This window comes from Mesorhizobium sp. M0491 (genome assembly GCF_040321265.1).
Taxonomy (GTDB): Bacteria; Pseudomonadota; Alphaproteobacteria; order Rhizobiales; family Rhizobiaceae; genus Mesorhizobium.
Map to the genome: position 1 here is coordinate 131,026 of NZ_JAMYRE010000005.1, position 22,051 is coordinate 153,076.

Genomic DNA, 22,051 nt, shown 5'->3' on the forward strand with positions numbered 1-22,051 from the left:
TGGAGACCGTCCTTCATTCTTCAATTCTTCAATTCTTCAATTCCCCTCTTCCTTCCCCCTCCACAATCGCCGTCAGAAACCCCGCCAGATCGTCGGTTACGAAATCGACATCATCCTCGTTGGCCGGGTCGCGCTCCCAGATCTCGGCAAAGGTCGGCTCGAAATTGCGCGGCACGATAAGCACCGTGGTCATGCCGAGCGACTTCGGCACCGACAGGTTACGGGCAAGGTCTTCGAACATCACCGCATTGTGGCCGGTGACGGCGTGCAGTTCGGCGAACTTCTCGTAGGTCTGGCGCGCCGGCTTGGGATTGAGCCCGGCGGCGACGATGTCGAAGATGTCGTCGAAATGGTCGAGGATGCCGAGTTGGCGCGCGGTGCGCTCGGCGTGCCTGCGGTCGCCATTGGTGAAGATGAACTTGCGGCCCGGAAGCTGGCGGATGGCGGTGCCGAGAACGGGATCGGGCACCAGCCATGAATAGTCGATGTCGTGGACCTTCTCGAGGAAATCGTCGGGGTCGATGCCATGACGTGTCATCAGGCCGTTCAGCGTCGTGCCATATTCGCGGTAGAGTTCCTTCTGCAACTTGCGCGCATCGTCGCGCGGCAATGCCAACAGTTCGCCGACATAGGCGGTCATCTTGACGTCGATCTGCGAGAACAGATTCGAATGATGCGGATAGAGCGTGTTGTCGAGATCGAAGACCCAGTCGGTGACATGGGCGAAGCGGGCGGGGTCAGGGAGCGTGGTCATAGGCTCCTTATGGCATGAAACGCGCATTCCGAAAGCGACTTTATCCACAACTTCTGCTCGTTGAGGTTGCGTAAATCGCCTCACGATTCAAATTTTAGGCATCTGGGAAAGGTGGCCTTCAGGGCTTGCTGGCAGAGAGGCAGTCTTGTGGGAGCAAGCGATGAACAGCATAATTCTGAGATCCGCCGCCGTTGCTTTCGCCTCAGTCGCGGCCTCTCTCCTGCTGACCCTGATCATCGTTCCGGCCATGGGATTTCCGGTCAATCGTACGATCTGGCTGACCTCCACCCTCTGTCCGCTGGTGCTGGCGTGGGCCGCCAGCGCAAGCACTTTCTGGCAAAGCGACAGGCTGAAAAACGCGCATCGCGATCTCGCCCGCGCTCATGCCCAGCTCGCCGCCGCGCATCGCCGACTGGCGGAAAAGGCGAGCCGCGACGACATGACCGGCATGCTCAACCGGGAAAGTTTCTTTGCCGCGCTTGACGGTTCGCGCCGCAAGTCCGATCGCGGCGCGCTGCTGATCATCGACGCCGACCACTTCAAGACCATCAATGACAATTTTGGCCACCTGACCGGCGATGACGCGCTGCTTTTGATCGCCAGCGCGATCCAGCGCGGCGTGCGCAGCGGCGATGTGCTCGGCCGCATCGGCGGCGAGGAGTTCGGCGCCTTTCTGATCGGCGCCACCGAGCAGGAGGCCAAGCGCGTCGCCGAGCGCATTCGCCGCGAAGTCGAGCTGATCCGCTTCCGGCCCGTCGACGAGCGGACCATCCCGCTCACGGTCAGCATCGGCGGCACCATCTGCGGCGAGGAAGCCAGTGTGTCGGAGCTGATGCGCGCCGCCGACCGGCGCCTCTACCAGGCCAAGCACCAGGGCCGCAATCTGACGATCATCGATACCGGCATTTCCGAGGCGGCGTGATCCGATCTGCCGCAACCGGCCTGTTAAGCAAACTCTAACCCTGTTTGCACTCGGTTGTACCGCTTAGCCGGGTTTTCACTGCTTCACGGCCAGACTTGGCACGATACTGGCTTCCACGGTGATGCATGTGTCGTTCCGGGAATTGCCGTTCTGGGAACGCCCATGCAGTGCCGAAGCCCAGACGAGAAACCAGCCATGAGTTTCATCATCAAAAGAATGTCACGCCGCGCGCTCGTGCAGGCGTTGATCGCATTGCCTGCCCTGTCTTTGTTCCGCAAGCTGCCTGATGCCGATGCCGCCGATCCAGAGCCCGACCCGAACGAGATCGTCGAGGTCAATGGCTGGATCCTGAAGCGGAGCGACTTGGCATGATCTTTGACAGCTACGAGGCGTATCGCGCCGCGAACTTCACTCCAAAAGTCTGCATCCTAGGCTCCGGCCCGGCCGGCACGACGATTGCGCGCAAGCTTGGTGCGGCCGGCATTCCGGTGGTGGTGATGGAGGCCGGTCCGCGCGAATTCAGCGACGAGTCGCAGGACTTCTACCGGGGCAGCACGGTCGGGGATTTCTATTTCGATCTCGACATAACCCGGCTGCGGTTCATGGGGGGCAGTTCCAACCACTGGGCAGGCTGGTGCCGCGTCCTCGACAAGCAGGATTTCGAGCCGAAGGCCTGGGTACCCGACACGGGCTGGCCGATCCGCCGCACCGACATTGAACCCTATCTGCCGGAAGTGCGCGACATTCTCAACCTTCCGGCCCTCCGGCCCGATATGCCGATCTCGGACGACATTCGCTGGGTGCAGCTGATCAAGAGCCCGGCCGTGCGCTTCGCCGAGAAGTTCGGCGATGAACTCGACAAAGCCGCGAACATCGCGGTGGTACTCAACACTTGTGCCACCGAACTTGCCGGCGATGGCAGACGCGTGACTGGCGCCAGACTGTGGTCGAACGGGCAGGATGCCGGCTCCTTCAGCGCCGACTATTTCATCGTCTGCACCGGTGGGCTGGAGAATTCGCGGCTGCTTCTGTGGTCCAACCAGCGCTCGAACGGCGGCGTCGTGCCGAATGCGACGGCGCTTGGCCGCTACTGGATGGAGCATCCGACCTTTGAGGGCGGCAATGCCATCCTGACCGACTACAACGCGTTCGAGGTCGATGCCGTCAACGAGGCCTTCTTCTCGCCGACACTTGCCGCCATGGAGCGGCTGCAGATCATGAATTTCGGCATCCGGCTGATCGAGACGCCGTATCCCGGCGTCAAGAGCCTTATCGCCGACCTCGCCTGCACGGCGCCCGACATGGCCGAGTGGATGTCCTCCAAGCTCAGCCAGAGGCTGCGCTGCGCCGCCCAGCTCTACGTCGCCTGGGAACAGGCGCCGCTGGCATCCAACCAGATCGAGCTGTCGAAGACCGATGTCGACCACGCCGGCGTGCCGCGCATCGAGCTACACTGGAAGAAATCGGAAATGGAGCGCCGCACCCTGCTCGAAGGGCTCAGACTGTTCGGCAAGACGCTGATCGAGAAGGATCTCGGCCGCGTGCGCATTGCCGACTGGATCAGCAATGGTCAGGACTATCCGACCAATGACGAGACGGCGGGCCATCACCATATGGGCGGCACGCGCATGGGCACCGACGTCAGCAAGAGCGTGGTCGACGCCAACTGCAAGGTGCACGGCATGGACAATCTCTATGTCGGCGGCTCCTCAGTGTTCTGCACGTCAGGTCAATGCAACCCGACGACGACAATCACCGCGCTGGCCTGCCGGCTCGGCGATCATCTGAGCAAGGTGGTCACCGCCTGACGGCTGCAGGGCAACGTGCTGCCTAGAGCCGGGTCAAGCGCCGGCTGGTCCTTGCGCCGGGCGACGATCGCCTCGAAATCGGCGGTCTGGAAGGCATCGCGCAAGGCGTCGAAGGACGGCAGCACGAAATAGGCGCGCTGGAACTTGTCGATCTCGTAGCCGGTGCGCATCACCGTTTCCAGGTGGAAGGGCACGTGGTGGGCGTCGTTGCCTTCGACCGCGAACTGCAGCTCGGTAAACGACGACATCAGGCCGGCGCCAAAGGCCTTTAGCGGCTGGCCGGCCTCCTGCATCAGGCCGTATTCGGCCGTGTACCAATAGAGCCGGGAAATCATCTCGTCGCCACCCAGCGCGATGATGTTGCCGGCCTTCTCGCCATACATCTGCATGAAATCGGCGAACACCGGTTGCGACAGCGCCGGCACGTGGCCGAAGAAGTCATGGAACATGTCGGGCTCGACAATGTAGTCAAGCTCCTGCCTGGTGCGCAGCCAGTTGGTGACCGGGAAGCGGCGATCGGCCAGATGGTCGAAAAACGGGGCCGCGGGAATGAGCCCCGGCACCGCGACGATCTGCCAACCGGTCAGTTTGCGCAGCTTGGCGCTGACCTCGTCGAAATCGGGAATACGGTCGAGCAGGCCGAGTTTTTCGACGCCGTCGAGATAGGAATGGTGGGCGAGCTTGCGCGTCAGCTTGGTCTGGCGGTCGCACAGCGTGCGCCACACCGCCTGCTCTTCTTCGCTGTAATCGTAACCCTGCGACACGGTGAAATCGGCACGGCAGACCGAATAGTCACCGCGCAATCCTTGCGCCGCGCAGTCGCGGGCGTATTCGGCAACGCTCATCGTCGTCATGGTTTTCTCCTCGCAAAATCATGAATGGCAGACGTGCCGAAAGGCTACCCGGATTTGCCGAGGCAAATCGGTTTTGATGATGGCTCGAACGGAATATTCGAGATAACATCCACTCACAAAACCCTCTGTCGGAGTGAAAATGCCTCAGTTCGACGATTTCGAGATCAAGATGCTCGATGTCCTGCAGCGCGACGGGCGCAAGCCGGTTTCCGAACTGGCCCAAGAGATCGGTCTGTCGACGACGCCGTGCGCGCGGCGCTTCGAGGCGCTGCAGGAGGCCGGCATCATCAAGGGATTTGCCGCGGTGATCAGCCGCCGCGCGGTCGGCCTGATGGTCGAGGTGTTCATCCAGGTGCGCCTGGTCAGCCACAGCGACGGCTCGCCCGAAAGCTTCATCGCCGCCGTGCAGCGCATGGACGAGGTGTCGTCGTGCTGGACGATGACTGGCGACCATGATTTCCTGCTGCATGTCATGGTGCCGTCGGTCGACGAGCTCAACGCTTTCGTCATGCACCGGCTGATGCGGCTCGACGGCGTGCGCGACGTCCACACGCAGTTGGTGCTGCAGAACATCAAGGGGCCGGGCCATGTGCCGCTCGGGCATCTCCGGAAGTGAGAATGCCTCCTTTCCTCACCCCTTAAGCAAAAGCTGCACGCAAACTGCTGAAACGGGCCAAGCGCGTGTCCACATCGCCGGCCAGCTTGCGCGGACCAACCGCCCAGAGGTCCGCAATGAAAATCGTCCTGATCAATCCACCACACACCGCCATCGGCAGCCGCGTGCCCGACGACCACCTGCCGCCGCTCGGCCTGCTGGCGCTCGGCGGCCCGCTGATCGATGCCGGCCATGAAGTGCGGCTCGTCGATGCCGAATTCGGGCCGATGCCGCTCGACAGGGTCGTTTGCGATGCACTCGACGATCACCCCGACTTCGTCCTGATCGGCCATTCCGGCTCGACCTCGGCGCATCCGACCGCCTTGCTGATCGCTGAGCAGATCAAGCAGCGGGAGCCGGCGACCATCATCATCTATGGCGGCGTTTTCCCCACCTATCATTGGCGCGACATCCTGGCCGCAACGGATACGTTCGACTTCATCGTGCGCGGCGAGGGCGAAGCGACCGTCGTGGCGCTGGTCGAGGCGCTGGAAATGCGCCAGCCACCGGCCAGCGTGGCCGGCATCGCCTATCGCGACGATCTCAGCCGTCCCGTAGCCACGCAGCCGGCCATGACCATCGCAGAACTCGATGCCTACCGCGTCGGCTGGGAGCTGATTGAGCACTCGCGGTACAGTTACTGGGGCGGCAAGCGGGCCGTGGTCATGCAGTTTTCGCGCGGCTGTCCGCATCTGTGCAACTATTGCGGCCAGCGCGGCTTCTGGACCCGCTGGCGGCATCGCGATCCCGTAAAGTTCGCCAAGGAGATCGCCTGGCTGCACCGCGAGCACGGCGTCGAGCTGATCAATCTCGCCGACGAGAATCCGACGGTCTCGAAGAAGGCCTGGCGCGTCTTCCTCGACGCCCTTATCGCCGAGAACGTGCCGGTGCTGATCGTCGGTTCGACCCGCGCCGACGACATCGTGCGCGATGCCGACATCCTGCATCTCTATCGTAAGGCCGGTGTCATCCGCTGGCTGCTCGGCATGGAAAACACCGACGAGCAGACGCTTCAATTGATCCGCAAGGGCGGCAGCACCTCATCCGACCGCGAGGCGATACGGCTGCTGCGCCTGCATGGCATCCTGTCGATGGCGACCTGGGTGGCCGGCTTCGAGGATGAGGGGTTTCGCGACCTGTGGCGCTGCTTCCGGCAGCTCATCGCCTACGACCCGGACCAGATCCAGGCACTGTATGTGACGCCGCATCGCTGGACACCGTTCTTCAGGATCGCGCGGGAGCGCAAGGTGATCCAGCAGGACGCGCGCCTGTGGGACTACAAGCACCAGGTGCTTCACATGACGCGTCTGAAGCCGTGGATGCTGTTCTTCAGCGTCAAGCTGATCGAGCTGGCTGTGCAGTCGCGGCCGAAGGCGCTGGCGCGCATCCTGTTCCACAAGGATCCCGAGCAGCGGCATTCGATGCGCTGGTACACGCAAATGGGCCGCCGCGTCTGGTTCCGCGAGGTCTGGGGCTTTCTGGTCCGCGACATCAGGGTGAAAGACGGCCCGACGCTGGCCGAATTCTGGGGCGCGCCGCAGGACGCCGAAGAGGAATCGATGTCCGTTCGACGCCCGGCCAGAAAGCCTGCCATTCCCATCATCGGCAATATTGAAGATTCCGAGGCGAAAAAGTTAGCCGGCTGAAGAGCCCCTCAGGGCACGATCAGCGTGCCGGCACCATGCTCGGTGAACAGTTCCAGCAGCACCGCATGCGGCGTCTTGCCGTTGAGGATGACGACGCCTTCGACACCGCGTTCGATCGCTTCGATGCAGGTCTCGACCTTGGGGATCATCCCGCCCGAGACCGTGCCGTCCTTGATCAGCGCCTTGGCCTCGGCCACGGTCAGTTCGTCGATCAGCTTCTTGTTCTTGTCGAGCACACCCGGCACGTCGGTGAGGAACAGCAGGCGCGTCGCCTGGCAGGCGCCGGCAATGGCGCCGGCAAAGGTGTCGGCATTGATGTTGTAGGTGTGGCCGTCGCGGCCTGGCGCCACCGGCGCCAGCACCGGGATCATCTCGGAGCGTGCCAGAAGATCGAGCAAGGTGCGGTCGACCTCGACCGGCTCGCCGACGAAGCCGAGATCGAGCACGCGCTCGATGTTGGAGTCCGGGTCGATCATGGTCTTGCGGGCCTTTTCGGCGAACACCATGTTGCCGTCCTTGCCGCACAGGCCGATCGCCCATTCGCCCTCGGCGTTGATCAGCGCGACGATCTCCTTGTTGATCGAACCGGCCAGCACCATTTCGACGATCTCGACCGTCTTCTGGTCGGTGACGCGCAGGCCGCCCTCGAACTTCGATTCGATGCCCATCTTGGCCAGCATGGCGCCGATCTGCGGGCCGCCGCCGTGGACGACGATCGGGTTGACGCCGGACTGCTTGAGCAGCGCGATGTCGCGCGCGAAGGCCTTGCCGAGCTCGATGTCGCCCATGGCATGGCCGCCATATTTCACCACGACCGTCTTGTGCTCGTAGCGCTGCATGTAGGGCAGCGCCCGCGACAACAGGGCTGCCTGCATTTCGGCGGTGGCGGTTACTTCCGTCATCGGCTTGGCTCCCGGCTTTTTATTTTAAGCATGTCGCTGTCCCAAACCGCTGGACACTTCCGGGCGACATGCATCAGGTAAGGACGGCGGCGTCTTAGCGGGAATTGGCGTCGCCCGCAAATGGCTTTGCTGTCATATTCGAGCGCTTCACGACCTCGTCATCGTGTCGGCACCATCAGCGGCGCCCTGCGGTCCAGCCAACCCGAGATCTTCTCCATCTGCGCGGCGAGCGACAAAAGCGTCTCCTCGTCGCCCGGACGGCCGGCCGCCTGGACGCCGAGCGGCAGGCCGGCGTCAGTGACATGGACCGGCAGCGCGATCGACGGCTGGCCGCTGACATTCTGGATCGCCGGCCAATGGGTGAACCAGAGGCTCTTGTCCATCAGCTGGCCGAAGAACGGCTTCAGCTTCAGCAAGGGCGTCAGATGAAGCTTGTCGAGCAGGTTCTCGATGAGTTCGTCGGCGCCTTTCGGATCCATGGCGCCGCAGGCGAGCGGCGGGTGGGCAATGACCGGCATCAGCACGGCGTCATACCGCGCAGTCTCCGAAATCAGCCGTCGCGAGGCGGCATGCAGCCGCTGCAGGTCGGCATAGGTCTCGCCCGCCGACACCAGTTCGCCGAAGCGGGCGAGCACGCGCGTCGCCCGCTCGATGTCACCGGTAACGGAGCGCCCGACACGCAGCGCGTCCGCGCGCATCGTGCCGGCAACGGCGGAGGCAACCGTCCTGCAGAAATCGGCGAAGAAATCGCGGCCGATAAAGGGCAGGTCGATCTCTTCGACCGTGTGGCCGCCCTCGCGGGCAAGCGCCACCGCCGTGTCGAGCGCCTTGAGCGTCTCGTCCGAGATCGGCAGGCCAAGCGGCGATTTGCGGTACACGGCCAGGCTGAGCTTGCCGGGATCGCGCGCGGCGGCAGCCGCGAACGTGCCTTTCGGCGGCGGCGCGGCATAGGGCGACAGAGGATCGGGGCCGTGGATGAGGTCGAGCAGCAGCGCGCAATCGCGCACCGAACGGGTGAGCGCATGGTCGACGACCATGCCGTACCAGCTTTCGCTCACCAGCGGCGTCAGCGGTGTGCGGCCGCGCGACGTTTTCAGGCCGACAAGCCCGGTGCAGGCGGCAGGCACGCGGATCGAGCCGCCGCCATCGGAGGCATGCGCCACCGGCACGACGCCGGCTGCGACCAAGGCTGCCGAACCGCCCGAAGAGCCGCCGCTGGTATGGCCGGTGTTCCACGGATTGCGGGTGATGCCAAAGGCCCTGGATTCGGTCATCAATCGAAGCCCGTGCTCCGGCGATGTCGAGGTGACGATCGGGATAAGCCCGGCAGCGAGATAGCGGTCGGTCAGCACCGAATTGACATCGGCCAGCCATGCCGGAATGCGGCTGCCGCCATGCGTCGGCACGCCCTTGATGGCGATGCCGAGATCCTTGATGGCGAAGGGAACACCGGCCAGCGGCAGCGAGCGGTCGATGGTCTTGGCGCGGGCCCGGGCGGCATCGTAGAGCGGTTCGGCCGTGGCATTGATGTCGGGACGGGTGGCCTCGGCGCGGGCAATCGCGGTGTCCGTCAGCTCGACGGCCGAAACGTCGCCCTTGCGGACCAGATTGGCGAGGCCCGTGGCATCTTCTTCCCAAAGGATCCGTTCGACCGACATGCGCGCTCCCCCATCACTGAGGGCAAGCTAGCCAGTGGCGATTCCATTGGCAATCGGTGGACGGATCCGGGCCGGCGACACACAAAAGCTTAGGCGTGCACAAGATTATTTCCGCCGTTGCAAATACATCGCAATCGCCTAACTTGCCTGCAATGACGCCGCAGGACATCACCAAGCTGATCGTTCGGACTTCGATGAAGGATCGGGCCGCGTTCGATCTGCTTTACCGGCAGACCAGCGCGAAACTTTTTGGCGTCTGCCTTCGTGTCTTGAACGACCGGGGAGACGCGGAAGAAGCGCTGCAGGAAGTCTTCGTCAAGATATGGACGAAGGCGGATCGTTTTGCGGTCTCCGATCTAAGCCCGATCTCCTGGCTGGTGGCAATCGCGCGCAACCATGCGATCGATCGCATACGAGCGCGACGCAAGCCCGCCGCCGACATCGATGCCGCGCTCGACGTGGCCGATCCGGCGCCGGGGCCTGAAGCGATGGCGGTGGCGGGCGACGAATCCGAACGTATCCACCATTGTCTCGATGAGTTGGAGAAGGACCGGGCAGCCGCCGTCCGGGGCGCCTATCTCAAGGGCGAGAGCTATGCCGAACTGGCGGAGCGCCATGGCGTGCCGCTGAACACGATGCGGACATGGCTGCGCCGCAGCCTGTTGAAACTCAGAGAATGTCTGGAAAGATGACGCTGGCAGAAGACACAGGACCGGAACGTGGAGGCGACGACCTGCTCGCCGCCGAATACGTTCTCGGCGTGCTCGATGCCGACGAACGCCAGATCGTCTCCCGCCGCATCGATGCGGATACGGTTTTCGCTCGTCTTGTCGAGAGTTGGGAGGTCAGTCTCTCACCGCTTGCCGCCGCCTATCGGGAAGTCGAGCCGTCGGTTTCGGTGAAGACCGCTGTCGACCGCCGCCTGTTCGCCAACGCTGCCGCCGTGACCACGCCCGCCGAATCGCGCGGCGGCCTGTGGTCCAGCCTGGCCTTCTGGCGCGGCCTTGCCGCGGCCGCGGCTGCGGCACTGGCGATTTACATCGCCGTGCCAGTCCTCAACCCCCCGGTCGAGCAGCCGCAGGCGCGCCTCGTCGCTTCGCTGGCCGCCGAAGGCAGCGACGTCAGATATCTCGCCGTCTATGATGCCGCGCATCACGAAATCGGCCTGTCGCATGTCTCCGGTGAGCGTGCTTCCGGCAAGGACTTCGAGCTGTGGATGATCGAGGGCAAGAACCCGCCGGTGTCGATGGGCGTCATTCCGGCCGGTGCTACGGCACATATTGTCGTCTCGCCGGCGGCCCAGCAGAAGCTTGCCCAAGGCGCGGTGCTTGCCGTCAGCCTCGAGCCGTCAGGCGGTTCGCCGACCGGACAGCCGACCGGACCGGTAGTCGCCGCCGGCGACCTGAAGAGCATCTGACCGGCTCCGCGCGCTTGAAAAATCACAAAAGACTATCATAAGTCTATCCCTCACTGAACATGCCCATAGACAGCATGTCGGCCGCGACCGATTGCTTGGGAAATCCGCCGGGCGCGTTAGATAAAATAAAAAATCACGATATTTCTGAAACTCGGGCGATTTTGTCCCGTATCTCCTCGCGTCCCCAAAAATGGGAAGAGAAAAACCCGAGGAGTTCGACATCATGCGTAGATACGTCACCCTTTTGCTCGCCGGTACGATCGCCGTTTCGGCCCTTGCCACCGCCGCCTATGCCGAAAACCCGATGGTTGGCGGCGCCGCGATGTTTGCCGACAAGAACATCGTCGAGAACGCCGTGAACTCGAAGGACCACACCACGCTGGTCGCCGCCGTGAAGGCCGCCGGCCTTGTCGAGACGCTACAGGGCGCCGGTCCGTTCACTGTGTTCGCTCCGACCAACGAGGCCTTCGCAGCCCTTCCGGCCGGGACGGTCGAGACGCTGCTCAAGCCTGAAAACAAGGACAAGCTCACCAAGATCCTCACCTGCCATGTCATCGGTGCCAAGGCGATGGGGGCGGACGTGGCCTCGATGGCCAAGGCTGACGGCGGCACCCACAAGGTCAAGACGGCCGGCGGCTGCGAGCTGTCGCTCAAGGCTGACGGCGGCAAGGTCACCGTCACAGACGAGAACGGCAATGTCGCCAATGTGACGATCGCCGATGTCGAACAGTCCAATGGCGTCATCCACGTCATCGACAAGGTTCTTTTGCCGAAGATGTAACAAGGGGCTTGCTGCCGGCGAACTGGCAGCAAGGGCCCTCCGTCGATTGCACGATCCCGCTCTGTGATCCGCAATTGACCCGCGCACTCCGCGCCTCCCACATTCGGATGTGGGCGGGCGCGGAGTGTTCGTTCGAGGGGCTTCCGTCACCGGCTTTTGATTTCCGCGCGACGGTATAGTTTGGCAAAAGGACATCAGGAGGAACTGGTCATGAACCGTCGCGACTTTCTTTTGAGCGGTGCCGCCGCCATCGGCGTCGTCGGGATCGCGGCAACGATGCTGCGCATGGGCGATCCGCAGGCAGCACAGGCCGCCGAAAAATTCGAAGTCACCAAGACCGACGCCGAGTGGAAAGCCATCCTGTCGCCTGCCGCCTTCAACGTGCTGCGCAAGGAAGGCACGGAGTATCCCGGCACCAGCCCGCTGCTCAACGAACACCGCAAGGGCATCTTCGCCTGTGCCGGCTGCGACCTGCCGCTCTATTCGTCGGAGACGAAATTCGATTCCGGCACCGGCTGGCCGAGCTTCTGGCAAGAGATCCCCAAGGCTATCGGCACGACCGTGGACCGCTCGCTCGGCATGACGCGCACCGAGGCGCATTGCCGCCGCTGCGGCGGCCATCTCGGCCACGTCTTCGACGACGGTCCGGCGCCGACCGGCCTGCGCCACTGCATCAACGGCGTCGCGCTGACCTTCAAGCCCGCCACAGCCTGACAAATTCCAACTGGATATGAAAAACTCCGGGCTTGCGGGCCCGGAGTTTTTTGCGCGGTCAGAGCTTTTTCAGGCGTGGACTGGAGGAGCTTCCCGAAACAGCTGCCCACGTATCAGTGGCCGCCGCCGCCACCTCCGCCCGCCGCGGCCGGCTTGCGGATCAGCATGGTGAACATGCCAAGCGTCGCAAACAGCACCGTCAGCATGAAGAACACATCCATGAAGGACAGCAGCGCCGCCTGCTGCTGGACCATGCCAGACAGCTTGGAAATCGCGGCACTTGTCGCGTCGAGGCCGGGGGTCTGTTCGAAATTGAGCGTCATGTTCTGCAGCTTGGTCTGCGCGGCTTCACTGCCCCATTGCACATGTTCGGAGAGCCTTGCGTAGTGGAAGGCATTGCGGTCGATCAGCACGGTGTTGATCAGGGCGAGGCCAACCGCACCGCCAAGGTTGCGGGTGAGGTTGAACAGGCCTGAAGCGTTCTTCAGCCGCTCGGGCGGCAAGGTGCCGAGCGCGATGTTGTTGATCGGCACCATGCACAGCATCATCGAACAGCCGCGCAGGATTTGCGGGATGAGCAGCTCATAGAAATCCCAGTCGGCGGTCAGATGCGTCATCCACCAGGTGCCGGTGGCGAAGCCGAAGAAGCCGATCATCATCATCAGCCGCGGGTCCATCTTATTCGACAGGATGCCCGAGATCGGCGCGGTGAAGAACATGGCCAGGCCGCTGACGAACAGCGCCTCGCCGATCATCATCGAATCGTAGCCACGGATGCGCCCGAGATACACCGGGTAGAGATAGGTCAGGCCGTAAAGGCCGATGCCTATGACGAAGGAGAACAGCGAGCCGAAGGCGAAGTTGATGTTGGTGAAGGCCTTCAGGTCGACGATCGGCTCCTCGGCGGTGAACGCCCGCCAGAAGAACAGCACCGCGCCGATGGTCATGACAATGGCGCAGATGAAGACGCCCTGATCCTGCATCCAGTCATTGTTGGGACCCTCCTCGAGCACATATTCCATGCAGCCCAGGAGAGCCGCCATGCCGGCGAGGCCCCACCAGTCGAACTTGCTGAACAGCTTGAGGTTGGGTTTGTCGAAGTCGATCAGCGTCCAGGCCGCCGCTGTGACCAGGATGCCGGGCACGACATTGACCAGGAACAGCCAGTGCCAGGACATGGCATGGCTGATGTAGCCGCCGACAGTCGGGCCGATGGTCGGCGCCAACGTCGCCACCAGGCCGATCATCGGCGAGACGAAGGCGCGGCGCGAGGGCGGGAAGATGGTGAAGGCAGCGGCGAAGACGCTCGGGATCATGCCGCCGCCGATGAAGCCCTGGACGGCGCGGTAGACAATCATCTGGTCGATGTTGGTGGCGGTCGCCGCCAGCGCACTGGCCGCGGTGAAGCCCGCCGCCGAGATCGTGAACAGCACGCGCGTCGACAGCATCCGGCTGAGGAAGCCCGACAGCGGGATCATCACCACTTCGGCGATCAGATAGGCGGTCTGCACCCACGGGATTTCGTCGGAGCTGGCGCTCAGGCCGGCCTGGATTTCCGACAGAGAGGCGGAGACAATCTGGATGTCGAGGATGGCCATGAACATGCCGAACACCATCGCCAGGAAGGCGATGACGCGCCGCGTCGAAATGGTGTCAGGCACAGCCGGCCTCGCCGGCGGCGCTCCTGCTGTCAGGGTTGCGGTTGCCATGGCATTGCTCCCCGGCGGCCGCTCAGTTCGACGCTGCCGCTGATGCCGAACCAGATGGGGCGGTACGGCTGTCGACGGCGACGACGACGCTCAGGCCGGCGCGCAGCTTGCCGCTCTTCAGCGCATCGGCGGGCACATCGATGCGGACCGGAACGCGCTGCACGACCTTGGTGAAGTTGCCGGTGGCGTTTTCGGGCGGCAGCAGCGAGAACACGGCACCCGAAGCCGGCGCCAGCGACGAGACGGTTCCCTCGAAGTCCTGGCCGTCGGTCGCATCGACCGAGATCTTGACCTTCTCGCCGGGCACCAGCCGGGCAAGCTGCGTCTCCTTGAAGTTGGCGACGATGTAGAGCTTGTCCATCGGCACGATGACGGCGAGCTTCTGGCCGGGGCTGACAAGGTCGCCCTGTTCGACAGAGCGGTTGCCGACGATGCCGTCATAAGGCGCCTTGAGCACGGTGAAGGAAAGATCGCGCAGCGCCTTGTCATGGCTGAGCTGCAGGGACGCCAGCGTGCTCGCCGATTCCGCGCGTTGCGCCTGCAGCACGCCAACATTGGCCTGCGCGGCGGCGATCTGTGCGTCGGCGCCGACAAGGGCGGCATCGGCCTGCTGGACCGCCGTCTGGGCGTCGTCCAGCTGCGCCTGCGTGCCGACATGCGTCTTGAGCAGCTGCGAGGCGCGCGCCGCGACCTTGGCTGCATTGTCGGCGGCGGCCTGATCGGCGACCTTCTGCGCCTGGGCCTGCTGCAGCGAGGCGCGGGCTGCGTCGGTCTGGGCGTCAATACGGTCGAGCGTCTTGCTCAAGGTGGCGATCTGCGCCTCGGCCTGGGCGACGGCAATCTTGTAATCGCCGTCATCGACGACGAGCAGCGGATCGCCGGCCTTGACCAGCTGGTTCTCGCTGACCTTGACCTGATCGACATAGCCGGAAATCTTGGGCGAGATGAACGCCATGTCCGCCTGGACATAGGCGTCGTCCGTCGAGATCATGAAGCGGCCCGTTGTCCAGTAATCGTAACCGTACCAGGCGCCGGCGCTCAGCAAGGCAACGCCGATGATCGGCAGCAGGAAGGAACGCACCGAGCGCTTCTTCTTGACCGGAGCCTCTGCCGGCGGCGACGAGACGGGCTGGACAGGCATATCCGGCGCTTCCGTCGCCGGCGCAACCTTGGCGTTGGGGAAGGGACGGACTTCGGCTGTGGTCGGCGCGTTCGAGGACATGACATCTCTCTAAAGTTATAATATGATACTGAACCGTTCGGTTCGATCCGGCCGTTGACATAGCGCGTAAAGAGGACCATATCAAGGGCAATCGAACCGCTTGGTTCGAATTATTTTCGAGGTGTGACTTTCATGGCCGAGACCCCGCCCAATGTCGAAAACGAGTCGTGCGATGACCTGTTGGAAAGCTTGCGCCGTGGCCGCCCGGCCGCGGGGCAGGATCCGGTCAAGCGCAGCCAGATCATCGACGGCGCCCGTCGTGTCTTCATCGACAAGGGCTTCGAAGCCGCCTCGATGAACGACATCACCCGCGAGGCCGGTGTCTCCAAGGGTACGATCTACGTCTACTTCGCCAACAAGGAGGAGCTGTTCGAGGCGCTGATCGAGGAAGAGCGCGGCACCATCTTCAAGAACATGTATGACGTGCTGGACAACGCCGACAACCTGCGCGAGACGCTGGTGAAGTTCGGCAAGGTGCTGGCCCTCAAGATCACGTCGGCCAAGGTCATCCAGGCGCAGCGCACGGTGATCGGGGCATCCGACCGGATACCCGACATGGGCGCGCGTTTTTACGAGCGCGGCCCCAAGCGTGGCCACGACAAGGTCGCGGCCTTTCTCAATGCCGCCATCGAGCGCGACCTGCTGCGCATCGACGATGTCGATCTTGCCGCCTATCAGTTCACCGAACTGTGCCTGGCCGGTCTGTTCCGCCAGTGCATCTTCGCCTACCGCACGAAAGCCCCGACCCAGGACGAGATCGATCACATCGTCAGGTCAGGCGTCAGCATGTTCCTCAGGGCATACGGCACCGAAAGGCTTGTGGCGGAAGAAGGCCATCAGACGATTGCTATCGAGGCCAAGCCTTAACCCAGTTCTAAGGTGTGTTGAGATTCAGGTCAGGCCGAGCCGAAAACGGTGGCTTTCGAGAACCGGAGCGGAGCGGACATTCGGGTCCGTGAGCACCGGAAGCGCAGAAAGCCGTCGTTTGCAGGCCGGCCTGACCTGAATATCGACATAGCTTAGCCGCCATTGGCGGCAAGCACGATGGCGGCCTGCAATTCCTGAAGGCCCTCGGCTTTTTCCGAAGACGTTGCCAGCACGAACGGAAACGCCGCCGGCCGCTTCTTGATCTTTGCCAGCGTCTCCTCGATCAGCCGCGGCACGCCGGCAGTCTTGATCTTGTCGGTCTTGGTCAGCACGATCTGGTAGGACACCGCCGCCTTGTCGAGCAGCGACAGCACTTCATCGTCCTTGGCCTTGATGCCGTGGCGGGCGTCGATCAGCACATAGACGCGCTTCAGCGTGACGCGGCCCTTGAGATAGTCGAAGACCAGCTTGGTCCACTCGTCGACTTTCTCCTTCGGCGCGGTGGCGTAGCCGTAGCCGGGCATGTCGACCAGCGCCAAGGGCGGCAGGTCGGCACCCTCACCCGAAAATCCGTCCGGCACGAAATAATTGAGTTCCTGCGTGCGCCCCGGCGTGTTGGAGGTACGCGCCAGCCCCTTCTGGTTGACCAGCGCGTTGATCAGCGACGACTTGCCGACATTCGAGCGGCCGGCAAAGGCGATTTCCGGCGGCCCTTCCGGCGGCAAGAATTTCATGGCCGGCACGCCGCGGATGAAGATCCATCCTCGCGTGAACAGTTCGGTGCCGATTATGCTGCTGTTCAGAGCGTTCAAGCTGCTGCCTCCAGAAGAGAAATATTGGCACCCCGGATAGCATCGAGGTTGCGGCTGACCTTGTCCACCGGCCAGTCCCACCACGCCACCGCCAGCAGCCGCCTGATTGTCCGGTCGTCGAAACGCATCTTTACCACCTTGGCCGCGTTGCCGGCGACGATCGCATAGGGCGGCACGTCGTGCGTCACCACCGATTTCGCGGCAACGATGGCGCCGTGGCCGATTTCCACCCCGGGCAAGATCACCGCTTCCATGCCGATCCAGACGTCGCTGCCGACGATGGTGTCGCCGCGCACTTCCCTGGACCAGGTCGCCGGGTCAAAACCTTTTTCCCAGCCATGGCCGAAAATATTGAACGGATAGGTCGAAAAGCCGGACATGGCGTGGTTGGCGCCGTTCATGATGAAGCGCGCGCCCTCGGCGATGGCGCAGAACCTGCCGATGATCAGCTTGTCGCCTATGAACGGATAATGATGCAGGACGCATTTCTCGGCGAATTTGTCCGGCCCGTCCGGGTCGTCATAATAGGTGAAGTCGCCGATCTCGATATTCGGCGCATTCACCAGTCCCTTGAGGAAGCCGACGCGGGTATGCATCGGGATCGGGTGCTTGATGTCTGGGTTGGGTCCGTCCATGTCGAATCCGTCAGAGAAATGGCCGCCGGGCGCATCCGGAACTCGAATGCGCCCGTTCAAAATAGCGTGATCCGCCCTATAGCACCAATCGGGCGACGAGCGAGCTTTCCTTGACGGCCTTGCTCATTTGCTGCCGCGGCAAATCACGATCGGATCGGACAGCGCACCGTCGAAACCGCTGCCCTGATAGACGGTGACATTCGTGGCGCCGGGCGGCAGCATGAAGCTGCCTTCGACGATTTTCTGGTCGCCGGCCGGTATGTGGAGAGCCCAGCTATAGGTGCAAAACTGAGGCGGCGCCTGGGGTTCGACGTGGCTGCAGTTCAATTGCGCGCCACCCAGCATGGCGGCGCCGCCGCAGCTGACGGCGTCCTTTGCGAACGCAATGCCCGGCCATCCCGCGATGGCCGATACGGTCAAGATCTTCAGCCAATTCATCGTCTCATCCCTGCGCGGCAACAGCCTGCTACCGGAGCCTTTTTGTGGCGTCGCAGCCCATGCGTCATTTTTTCTAGGCGGGCTTAGTCCGTCTTGCGCACCGCGTCCAGCGGGATTATGTGCATGATGATAATAAGCATGCTCACTAAAAGTTGCGCCGAAACTCCAGTACCTCCCATGCCATCGTCACCCAACATCAGCTTCGTGCTGCACGATGTCGCGCGCCTGCTTCGAAAGCGGTTCGAGCAGAGGTCGCGGGCATCGGGGCTGACCCGCGCCCAGTGGCAGGTGCTGGCCTATCTCAGCGTGCATGAAGGCATGCACCAGAACAAATTGGCGGACCTTATCGAGATCACGCCGATCACGCTCGCCCGGCTGCTCGACAAGATGGAAGCACGTGGCTTCATCGAGCGCCGGCCCAATCCCGCCGACCGCCTGGCATGGCTGCTTTACCTGAAGCCGCAAGCCCATCCGCTTATCGAAATCATGCGCAGCAATGGGCAGAAGACGCGTGACGAGGCCTTCGTCGGCCTTTCCGCGGATGCGCAACTGCATCTGCTGCAAACCCTATCCCTCATCAAATCCAATCTGCTCGCGGCTTGCGCCCAGCCTGCCGCCGACCGGGAGAAAACACATGGCTGAATCAACCTCACCAAAGAAGCCTGTCGAAGAAGACGGATCCGCCGCCGACCGGGCGCGCGACCAGGTCATCCGACTGGACAGCGAACGCGAGCAAAGGCGAGCCGGCACCGTCATCGACAATGACGAGCTCGAAGCACCGGTCGCCCTGGAGCCGGCGGCGCTCGAGGCTCCGTCCAAGGAGCCACGCCAGGCCGGGGTTGCGGTGGCGCCTCCGGCGCCGGTCAAGCCCAAGCGCGGCCGAGCACGGCCGATCCTGTTTGCCCTGCTTCCGGTCGCGCTGGTCGTCGGCGGCTATTACTACGTCATCGGCGGCCAGGTCATGACGACCGACAATGCCTACATCCAGGCGCAGTCGCTCGGCGTTTCCACCGATGTCTCCGGCACTGTGTCCGAGATCGATGTGCACGAGAACGAGGCGGTGAAGAAGGACCAGGTGCTTTTCCGGCTGCGGCCGGCCTCTTTCGAAACCGCTCTTGCCGCCGCCCAGGCGCAGCTCGGCACGGTGCGCAACCAGGTGCTGACCCTGCAGGCGAGTTACCTGCAGTCGCAGGCGCTGATCGAGCAGGCGCAGGCCGACATCCCCTACTACGAGGCCGCTTTCCAGCGCCAGCAGGATCTGCTCAAGACCTCCACCTCCTCCAAGGCGACCTTCGACAGCGCCCAACACGACCTCGTCGCCGCCCGCCAGAAAGTGTCCGTTGCCCAAGCGCAGGCACAGGCGACGCTTGCCCAGCTTGGCGGCGACGCCAGCCAGCCGGTGGAGAAGAATCCGTTCTACCTTCAGGCGCAATCGGCGGTCGACGACGCCCAGCGCAACCTTGCCGATTCCATCGTCAAGGCGCCGTTCGACGGCATCGTCACCAATGTCGACGCGCTTCAGGTCGGCAAGTACCTGCCGGCTTCGCAGCCGGCCTTCAGCCTGATTTCGGCGACCGATCTGTGGATCGCGGCGGAGCCGAAGGAAACCGAACTGACCTATGTGCGGCCGGGACAGACGGCGACGATCAGCGTCGACAGCTACCCGGGTGCCGTCTGGCACGGTACGGTCGCCTCGATCAGCCCGGCGTCGTCGTCGAGCTTCTCCTTGCTTCCGGCGCAGAACACCACCGGCAACTGGGTCAAGGTCGTACAACGCATTCCGATGCGCGTGACGTTGGACGATCTCCAGGGCAAGCCGCCGTTGCGTGGCGGGATGAGCGTCGTGGTCGGCATCGATACCGGCCATGCGCGCGGCCTGCCGGACTTCGTGACGGACCTCCTCGGCCGGTTCGGACAAAAGTCATGACCGGCGCGTCCGCGACAGGTGGCGTGGTCGCCAATCGCGGCGCCATCACCGCCTGCGTGATCCTCGCCGTCATCATGCAGGCGCTGGACACGACCATCGCCAATGTGGCGCTGCCCTATATCCAGGGCAGCGTTTCGGCGAGCGCCGACCAGATAAACTGGGTGCTGACGTCCTACATCGTCGCGGCGGCCGTCATGACGCCGCCTTCGGGCTATCTTGCCAATCGTTTCGGCCGCAAGCGCATCCTTTTGATATCCATCACCGGCTTCGTCGTCGCATCGGTGCTGTGCGGGTTCGCGCAGTCGCTGCCGCAGATCGTCGGCTTCCGCCTGCTGCAAGGCCTGTTCGGCGCGGCCCTGGTGCCGCTGGCGCAGAGCATCCTGCTCGACATCTACAGCGTCGAGGAGCGCGGCTCGGCGATGGCGCTGTTCGGCGTTTCGGTAATGGTCGGGCCGGTGCTCGGGCCGGTCATCGGCGGCTGGCTGACCGAGAATGTCAGCTGGCGCTGGGTGTTCTACATCAACGTCCCGATCGGCGCCCTGGCTTTCGCCGGCGTGTCGATGTTCGTCCAGGAAACCAAGACCGACCTCAAGGCCAGGCTGGACTGGCTGGGCTTCGGCATGCTCAGCATAACCATCGCCGCGCTGCAGATGTTCCTTGATCGCGGCGAGCAGCTCAACTGGTTCTCGTCGTCCGAGATCATCGTCGAGGCGCTGATCTGCGCGTCGGCCTTCTACATCTTCCTCGTCCACACCTTCACCGCCAAAAACACCTTCGTGAACCCGCGGCTGTTCCTCGACAGGAATTTCGCAGTCGGCATGATCTTCATCTTCATCATCGGCATCACCTATCTGGCCTCGCTGGCCCTGATGACGCCTTATCTGCAGACGCTGATGGGCTATCCGGTGGTGACGGCCGGCATCGTCATGGGGCCGCGTGGGCTTGGGACCATGGCTTGCATGTTCCTGGTCGGCAGGCTGATCGGCAAGGTGGACACGCGCTGGCTGCTGCTGACCGGCCTGCTGGTCACCGCCTGGGCGATGTACGACATGACCGGCTGGACCCCTGATGTGTCGCAATGGACGATCATCAGCACCGGCTTCATCCAGGGCGCTGGCCTCGGCTTCCTGTTCGTGCCGCTGACCACCATCACCTTCGCCACGCTGGCGCCGGAGCGGCGCGCGGAAGGCACAGGCCTTTACAATCTGTCGCGAAACATCGGCTCCAGCGTCGGCATATCGGTGGTCACCGCGCTGTTAACGCAGAACGTGCAGATCAACCACGCCAACATCGCCACCTATGTGACGCGCTACAATCAGGCGTTCAGCAATCCGGCGATCTTCCAGGCGATGAACCCTTACAGCGCCGCCGGGCGTGCCGCGCTCGACGGCGTGGTGACGCTGCAGGCGACCATCATCAGCTACATGAACGACTTCAAGCTGATGATGATCCTGTCGCTTGCCGCCATTCCACTGGTTCTGTTGCTGCGCAAGCCGGCGACTCCGGCCAAGATCGACCACAGCGCCGTGATGGAGTGACGGTCGAAGCTCATCCGGCAGGACAAGCAACAGCCGAAAAGAAACCGGGGTCCTGTGAGGGACTACAGGACCCCGGCCGATGCCGATACGACTTCCCAAGAAACATGGCACCTCGTCATGAGGTGGGACGGCAGGCCGAGAAAGCCCCAACGGACCTGCCTTGATCCCCTTTGCCGAAAGCCGTTACTTTGGCAACAGCACCTTGTTGACGACATGGATGACGCCGTTCGACTGGTTGACGTCGGCGATCGTCACTCGCGCCTCGCCGCCTGACTCATCCATGATGTAGAGCTTGCCCTTCTTGACTTCGGCGGTCAGCGTGTCACCGGAGACGGTTTTCATCTCGTACTTGCCGCCCATCGCCCTGGCCTTCTTCATCATTTCGGCGCCCGAAATCTTGCCGGCCACGACATGCGCGGTCAGCACCTTGGTGAGCTTGTCCTTGTTCTCCGGCTTCAGCAGCGTGTCGACGGTGCCCTTGGGCAATTTCGCAAACGCTGCATTGGTCGGGGCAAAGACTGTGAACGGGCCAGCGCCCTGCAGCGTGTCGACCAGGCCGGCGGCCTTGACCGCGGCGACCAGCGTCGTGTGATCCTTCGAATTGACGGCGTTCTCGACGATGTTCTTGGTGGTGTACATCGGCGCGCCGCCGACATTCGGGTTTTTGGCATAGGCGGGCGCGGCAATCGCCACGCCGGCGATGAGCGCGGAAAAGGCGATGGTCCTGAATGACGGCAAGCGCATGTGGTCTTTCTCCGGGTGAGGGCTGATCGGAATTGATAGCCTTTGGAA

General features: G+C 63.1%; 23 protein-coding genes. 13 read left to right on the forward strand and 10 right to left on the reverse strand.

Annotation, left to right across the window (positions count from 1 at the left end; all coding sequences use genetic code 11):
* Window positions 1–28: 28 nt before the first annotated feature.
* Window positions 29–754, reverse strand: coding sequence for a pyrimidine 5'-nucleotidase (locus tag NKI69_RS07950; protein WP_023810770.1), 726 nt, complete (start codon window positions 752–754; stop codon window positions 29–31).
* Window positions 755–914: 160 nt separating this feature from the next.
* On the opposite strand from NKI69_RS07950, the gene NKI69_RS07955 reads away from it, so the two are divergent.
* The 3 genes from NKI69_RS07955 (at window position 915) to NKI69_RS07965 (ending at window position 3,484) form a co-directional block, all read left to right on the forward strand.
* On the forward strand, window positions 915–1,676 hold the full coding sequence (locus NKI69_RS07955) for a GGDEF domain-containing protein (RefSeq protein ID WP_023810771.1): 762 nt from the start codon (window positions 915–917) through the stop codon (window positions 1,674–1,676).
* Between the two features lie 195 nt (window positions 1,677–1,871).
* A complete protein-coding gene (locus tag NKI69_RS07960; RefSeq protein ID WP_023810772.1) occupies window positions 1,872–2,048 on the forward strand; it encodes a hypothetical protein in 177 nt (58 codons plus the stop codon).
* Window positions 2,045–3,484 carry a GMC oxidoreductase gene (locus tag NKI69_RS07965; RefSeq protein WP_352720866.1) on the forward strand — a complete coding sequence of 480 codons (1,440 nt, stop codon included), beginning with the start codon at window positions 2,045–2,047 and terminating at the stop codon, window positions 3,482–3,484. Before NKI69_RS07960 ends, NKI69_RS07965 begins: the two co-directional genes overlap by 4 nt.
* Here NKI69_RS07965 and phhA read toward each other — a convergent pair.
* Window positions 3,457–4,338, reverse strand: coding sequence for a phenylalanine 4-monooxygenase (phhA, locus tag NKI69_RS07970; protein WP_352720868.1), 882 nt, complete (start codon window positions 4,336–4,338; stop codon window positions 3,457–3,459). The genes NKI69_RS07965 and phhA overlap by 28 nt on opposite strands.
* A 139-nt stretch (window positions 4,339–4,477) precedes the next feature.
* Here phhA and NKI69_RS07975 point away from each other — a divergent pair, with 139 nt between their 5' ends.
* Both NKI69_RS07975 and bchE read left to right on the forward strand, forming a co-directional pair.
* On the forward strand, window positions 4,478–4,954 hold the full coding sequence (locus tag NKI69_RS07975; RefSeq protein ID WP_352553158.1) for an Lrp/AsnC family transcriptional regulator: 477 nt from the start codon (window positions 4,478–4,480) through the stop codon (window positions 4,952–4,954).
* Between the two features lie 116 nt (window positions 4,955–5,070).
* Window positions 5,071–6,639: a magnesium-protoporphyrin IX monomethyl ester anaerobic oxidative cyclase gene (gene bchE, locus NKI69_RS07980; protein WP_352720870.1), complete on the forward strand. Its 1,569-nt coding sequence runs from the start codon at window positions 5,071–5,073 to the stop codon at window positions 6,637–6,639.
* Window positions 6,640–6,647: 8 nt separating this feature from the next.
* Here bchE and argB read toward each other — a convergent pair whose 3' ends face one another.
* Both argB and NKI69_RS07990 read right to left on the reverse strand, forming a co-directional pair.
* A complete protein-coding gene (gene argB / locus NKI69_RS07985) occupies window positions 6,648–7,541 on the reverse strand; it encodes an acetylglutamate kinase (protein WP_128304177.1) in 894 nt (297 codons plus the stop codon).
* 158 nt (window positions 7,542–7,699) lie between these two features.
* A complete protein-coding gene (locus NKI69_RS07990) occupies window positions 7,700–9,199 on the reverse strand; it encodes an amidase (protein WP_352720872.1) in 1,500 nt (499 codons plus the stop codon).
* Between the two features lie 152 nt (window positions 9,200–9,351).
* Between NKI69_RS07990 and NKI69_RS07995 the strand changes: the two genes are divergently transcribed.
* From NKI69_RS07995 to msrB, 4 genes are all read left to right on the forward strand, one after another.
* Window positions 9,352–9,891: a sigma-70 family RNA polymerase sigma factor gene (locus NKI69_RS07995; RefSeq protein ID WP_013528490.1), complete on the forward strand. Its 540-nt coding sequence runs from the start codon at window positions 9,352–9,354 to the stop codon at window positions 9,889–9,891.
* Window positions 9,888–10,616: an anti-sigma factor gene (locus tag NKI69_RS08000; RefSeq protein WP_023810778.1), complete on the forward strand. Its 729-nt coding sequence runs from the start codon at window positions 9,888–9,890 to the stop codon at window positions 10,614–10,616. The genes NKI69_RS07995 and NKI69_RS08000 overlap by 4 nt, the downstream gene beginning before the upstream one ends.
* 223 nt (window positions 10,617–10,839) lie before the next feature.
* On the forward strand, window positions 10,840–11,397 hold the full coding sequence (locus NKI69_RS08005; RefSeq protein WP_352440603.1) for a fasciclin domain-containing protein: 558 nt from the start codon (window positions 10,840–10,842) through the stop codon (window positions 11,395–11,397).
* Between the two features lie 210 nt (window positions 11,398–11,607).
* Entirely contained in the window at window positions 11,608–12,111 is a 504-nt protein-coding gene (gene msrB / locus NKI69_RS08010) for a peptide-methionine (R)-S-oxide reductase MsrB (RefSeq protein WP_352553164.1), read from the forward strand.
* Window positions 12,112–12,224: 113 nt separating this feature from the next.
* On the opposite strand, the gene NKI69_RS08015 is transcribed toward msrB, so the two are convergent.
* Together NKI69_RS08015 and NKI69_RS08020 are read right to left on the reverse strand one after the other, a co-directional pair.
* Entirely contained in the window at window positions 12,225–13,820 is a 1,596-nt protein-coding gene (locus NKI69_RS08015; RefSeq protein WP_023810781.1) for a DHA2 family efflux MFS transporter permease subunit, read from the reverse strand.
* 22 nt (window positions 13,821–13,842) lie between these two features.
* Window positions 13,843–15,042 carry an HlyD family secretion protein gene (locus NKI69_RS08020; RefSeq protein WP_352720875.1) on the reverse strand — a complete coding sequence of 400 codons (1,200 nt, stop codon included), beginning with the start codon at window positions 15,040–15,042 and terminating at the stop codon, window positions 13,843–13,845.
* 132 nt (window positions 15,043–15,174) lie between these two features.
* On the opposite strand from NKI69_RS08020, the gene NKI69_RS08025 reads away from it, so the two are divergent.
* Window positions 15,175–15,909, forward strand: a complete 735-nt coding sequence (locus tag NKI69_RS08025; RefSeq protein ID WP_023810783.1) for a TetR/AcrR family transcriptional regulator — start codon at window positions 15,175–15,177, stop codon at window positions 15,907–15,909.
* A gap of 152 nt (window positions 15,910–16,061) precedes the next feature.
* Here NKI69_RS08025 and yihA read toward each other — a convergent pair whose 3' ends face one another.
* The 3 genes from yihA to NKI69_RS08040 form a co-directional block, all read right to left on the reverse strand.
* A complete protein-coding gene (gene yihA, locus NKI69_RS08030; protein WP_024502094.1) occupies window positions 16,062–16,721 on the reverse strand; it encodes a ribosome biogenesis GTP-binding protein YihA/YsxC in 660 nt (219 codons plus the stop codon).
* A complete protein-coding gene (locus NKI69_RS08035; RefSeq protein ID WP_352720877.1) occupies window positions 16,718–17,356 on the reverse strand; it encodes a CatB-related O-acetyltransferase in 639 nt (212 codons plus the stop codon). The genes yihA and NKI69_RS08035 overlap by 4 nt, the downstream gene beginning before the upstream one ends.
* Before the next feature lie 123 nt (window positions 17,357–17,479).
* Window positions 17,480–17,776: a hypothetical protein gene (locus NKI69_RS08040; RefSeq protein WP_352720879.1), complete on the reverse strand. Its 297-nt coding sequence runs from the start codon at window positions 17,774–17,776 to the stop codon at window positions 17,480–17,482.
* Window positions 17,777–17,971: 195 nt separating this feature from the next.
* Between NKI69_RS08040 and NKI69_RS08045 the strand changes: the two genes are divergently transcribed.
* Genes NKI69_RS08045 through NKI69_RS08055 form a run of 3 tightly spaced genes read left to right on the forward strand, consistent with a single transcriptional unit; the run spans window position 17,972 to window position 21,259 of the window.
* Window positions 17,972–18,436 (forward strand): MarR family winged helix-turn-helix transcriptional regulator, encoded by a 465-nt coding sequence (locus NKI69_RS08045; protein ID WP_128304172.1) that lies wholly within the window; start codon window positions 17,972–17,974, stop codon window positions 18,434–18,436.
* Entirely contained in the window at window positions 18,429–19,721 is a 1,293-nt protein-coding gene (locus NKI69_RS08050; protein WP_128304171.1) for an HlyD family secretion protein, read from the forward strand. Before NKI69_RS08045 ends, NKI69_RS08050 begins: the two co-directional genes overlap by 8 nt.
* Window positions 19,718–21,259: a DHA2 family efflux MFS transporter permease subunit gene (locus tag NKI69_RS08055; protein ID WP_352720882.1), complete on the forward strand. Its 1,542-nt coding sequence runs from the start codon at window positions 19,718–19,720 to the stop codon at window positions 21,257–21,259. The genes NKI69_RS08050 and NKI69_RS08055 overlap by 4 nt, the downstream gene beginning before the upstream one ends.
* Window positions 21,260–21,442: 183 nt before the next feature.
* Here the strand turns inward: NKI69_RS08055 and NKI69_RS08060 are convergent, their stop codons facing one another.
* Window positions 21,443–22,003: a fasciclin domain-containing protein gene (locus NKI69_RS08060; protein WP_023810789.1), complete on the reverse strand. Its 561-nt coding sequence runs from the start codon at window positions 22,001–22,003 to the stop codon at window positions 21,443–21,445.
* Window positions 22,004–22,051: the final 48 nt, after the last annotated feature.

Bases quoted from the DNA above. Each gene is read 5' to 3' on its own strand.
- NKI69_RS07950 (WP_023810770.1), bottom strand. From the start codon at position 754: ATGACCACGCTCCCTGACCCCGCCCGCTTCGCCCATGTCACCGACTGG.
- NKI69_RS07955 (WP_023810771.1), top strand. From the start codon at position 915: ATGAACAGCATAATTCTGAGATCCGCCGCCGTTGCTTTCGCCTCAGTC.
- NKI69_RS07960 (WP_023810772.1), top strand. From the start codon at position 1,872: ATGAGTTTCATCATCAAAAGAATGTCACGCCGCGCGCTCGTGCAGGCG.
- NKI69_RS07965 (WP_352720866.1), top strand. From the start codon at position 2,045: ATGATCTTTGACAGCTACGAGGCGTATCGCGCCGCGAACTTCACTCCA.
- phhA (WP_352720868.1), bottom strand. From the start codon at position 4,338: ATGACGACGATGAGCGTTGCCGAATACGCCCGCGACTGCGCGGCGCAA.
- NKI69_RS07975 (WP_352553158.1), top strand. From the start codon at position 4,478: ATGCCTCAGTTCGACGATTTCGAGATCAAGATGCTCGATGTCCTGCAG.
- bchE (WP_352720870.1), top strand. From the start codon at position 5,071: ATGAAAATCGTCCTGATCAATCCACCACACACCGCCATCGGCAGCCGC.
- argB (WP_128304177.1), bottom strand. From the start codon at position 7,541: ATGACGGAAGTAACCGCCACCGCCGAAATGCAGGCAGCCCTGTTGTCG.
- NKI69_RS07990 (WP_352720872.1), bottom strand. From the start codon at position 9,199: ATGTCGGTCGAACGGATCCTTTGGGAAGAAGATGCCACGGGCCTCGCC.
- NKI69_RS07995 (WP_013528490.1), top strand. From the start codon at position 9,352: ATGACGCCGCAGGACATCACCAAGCTGATCGTTCGGACTTCGATGAAG.
- NKI69_RS08000 (WP_023810778.1), top strand. From the start codon at position 9,888: ATGACGCTGGCAGAAGACACAGGACCGGAACGTGGAGGCGACGACCTG.
- NKI69_RS08005 (WP_352440603.1), top strand. From the start codon at position 10,840: ATGCGTAGATACGTCACCCTTTTGCTCGCCGGTACGATCGCCGTTTCG.
- msrB (WP_352553164.1), top strand. From the start codon at position 11,608: ATGAACCGTCGCGACTTTCTTTTGAGCGGTGCCGCCGCCATCGGCGTC.
- NKI69_RS08015 (WP_023810781.1), bottom strand. From the start codon at position 13,820: ATGGCAACCGCAACCCTGACAGCAGGAGCGCCGCCGGCGAGGCCGGCT.
- NKI69_RS08020 (WP_352720875.1), bottom strand. From the start codon at position 15,042: ATGTCCTCGAACGCGCCGACCACAGCCGAAGTCCGTCCCTTCCCCAAC.
- NKI69_RS08025 (WP_023810783.1), top strand. From the start codon at position 15,175: ATGGCCGAGACCCCGCCCAATGTCGAAAACGAGTCGTGCGATGACCTG.
- NKI69_RS08035 (WP_352720877.1), bottom strand. From the start codon at position 17,356: ATGGACGGACCCAACCCAGACATCAAGCACCCGATCCCGATGCATACC.
- NKI69_RS08045 (WP_128304172.1), top strand. From the start codon at position 17,972: ATGCCATCGTCACCCAACATCAGCTTCGTGCTGCACGATGTCGCGCGC.
- NKI69_RS08050 (WP_128304171.1), top strand. From the start codon at position 18,429: ATGGCTGAATCAACCTCACCAAAGAAGCCTGTCGAAGAAGACGGATCC.
- NKI69_RS08055 (WP_352720882.1), top strand. From the start codon at position 19,718: ATGACCGGCGCGTCCGCGACAGGTGGCGTGGTCGCCAATCGCGGCGCC.
- NKI69_RS08060 (WP_023810789.1), bottom strand. From the start codon at position 22,003: ATGCGCTTGCCGTCATTCAGGACCATCGCCTTTTCCGCGCTCATCGCC.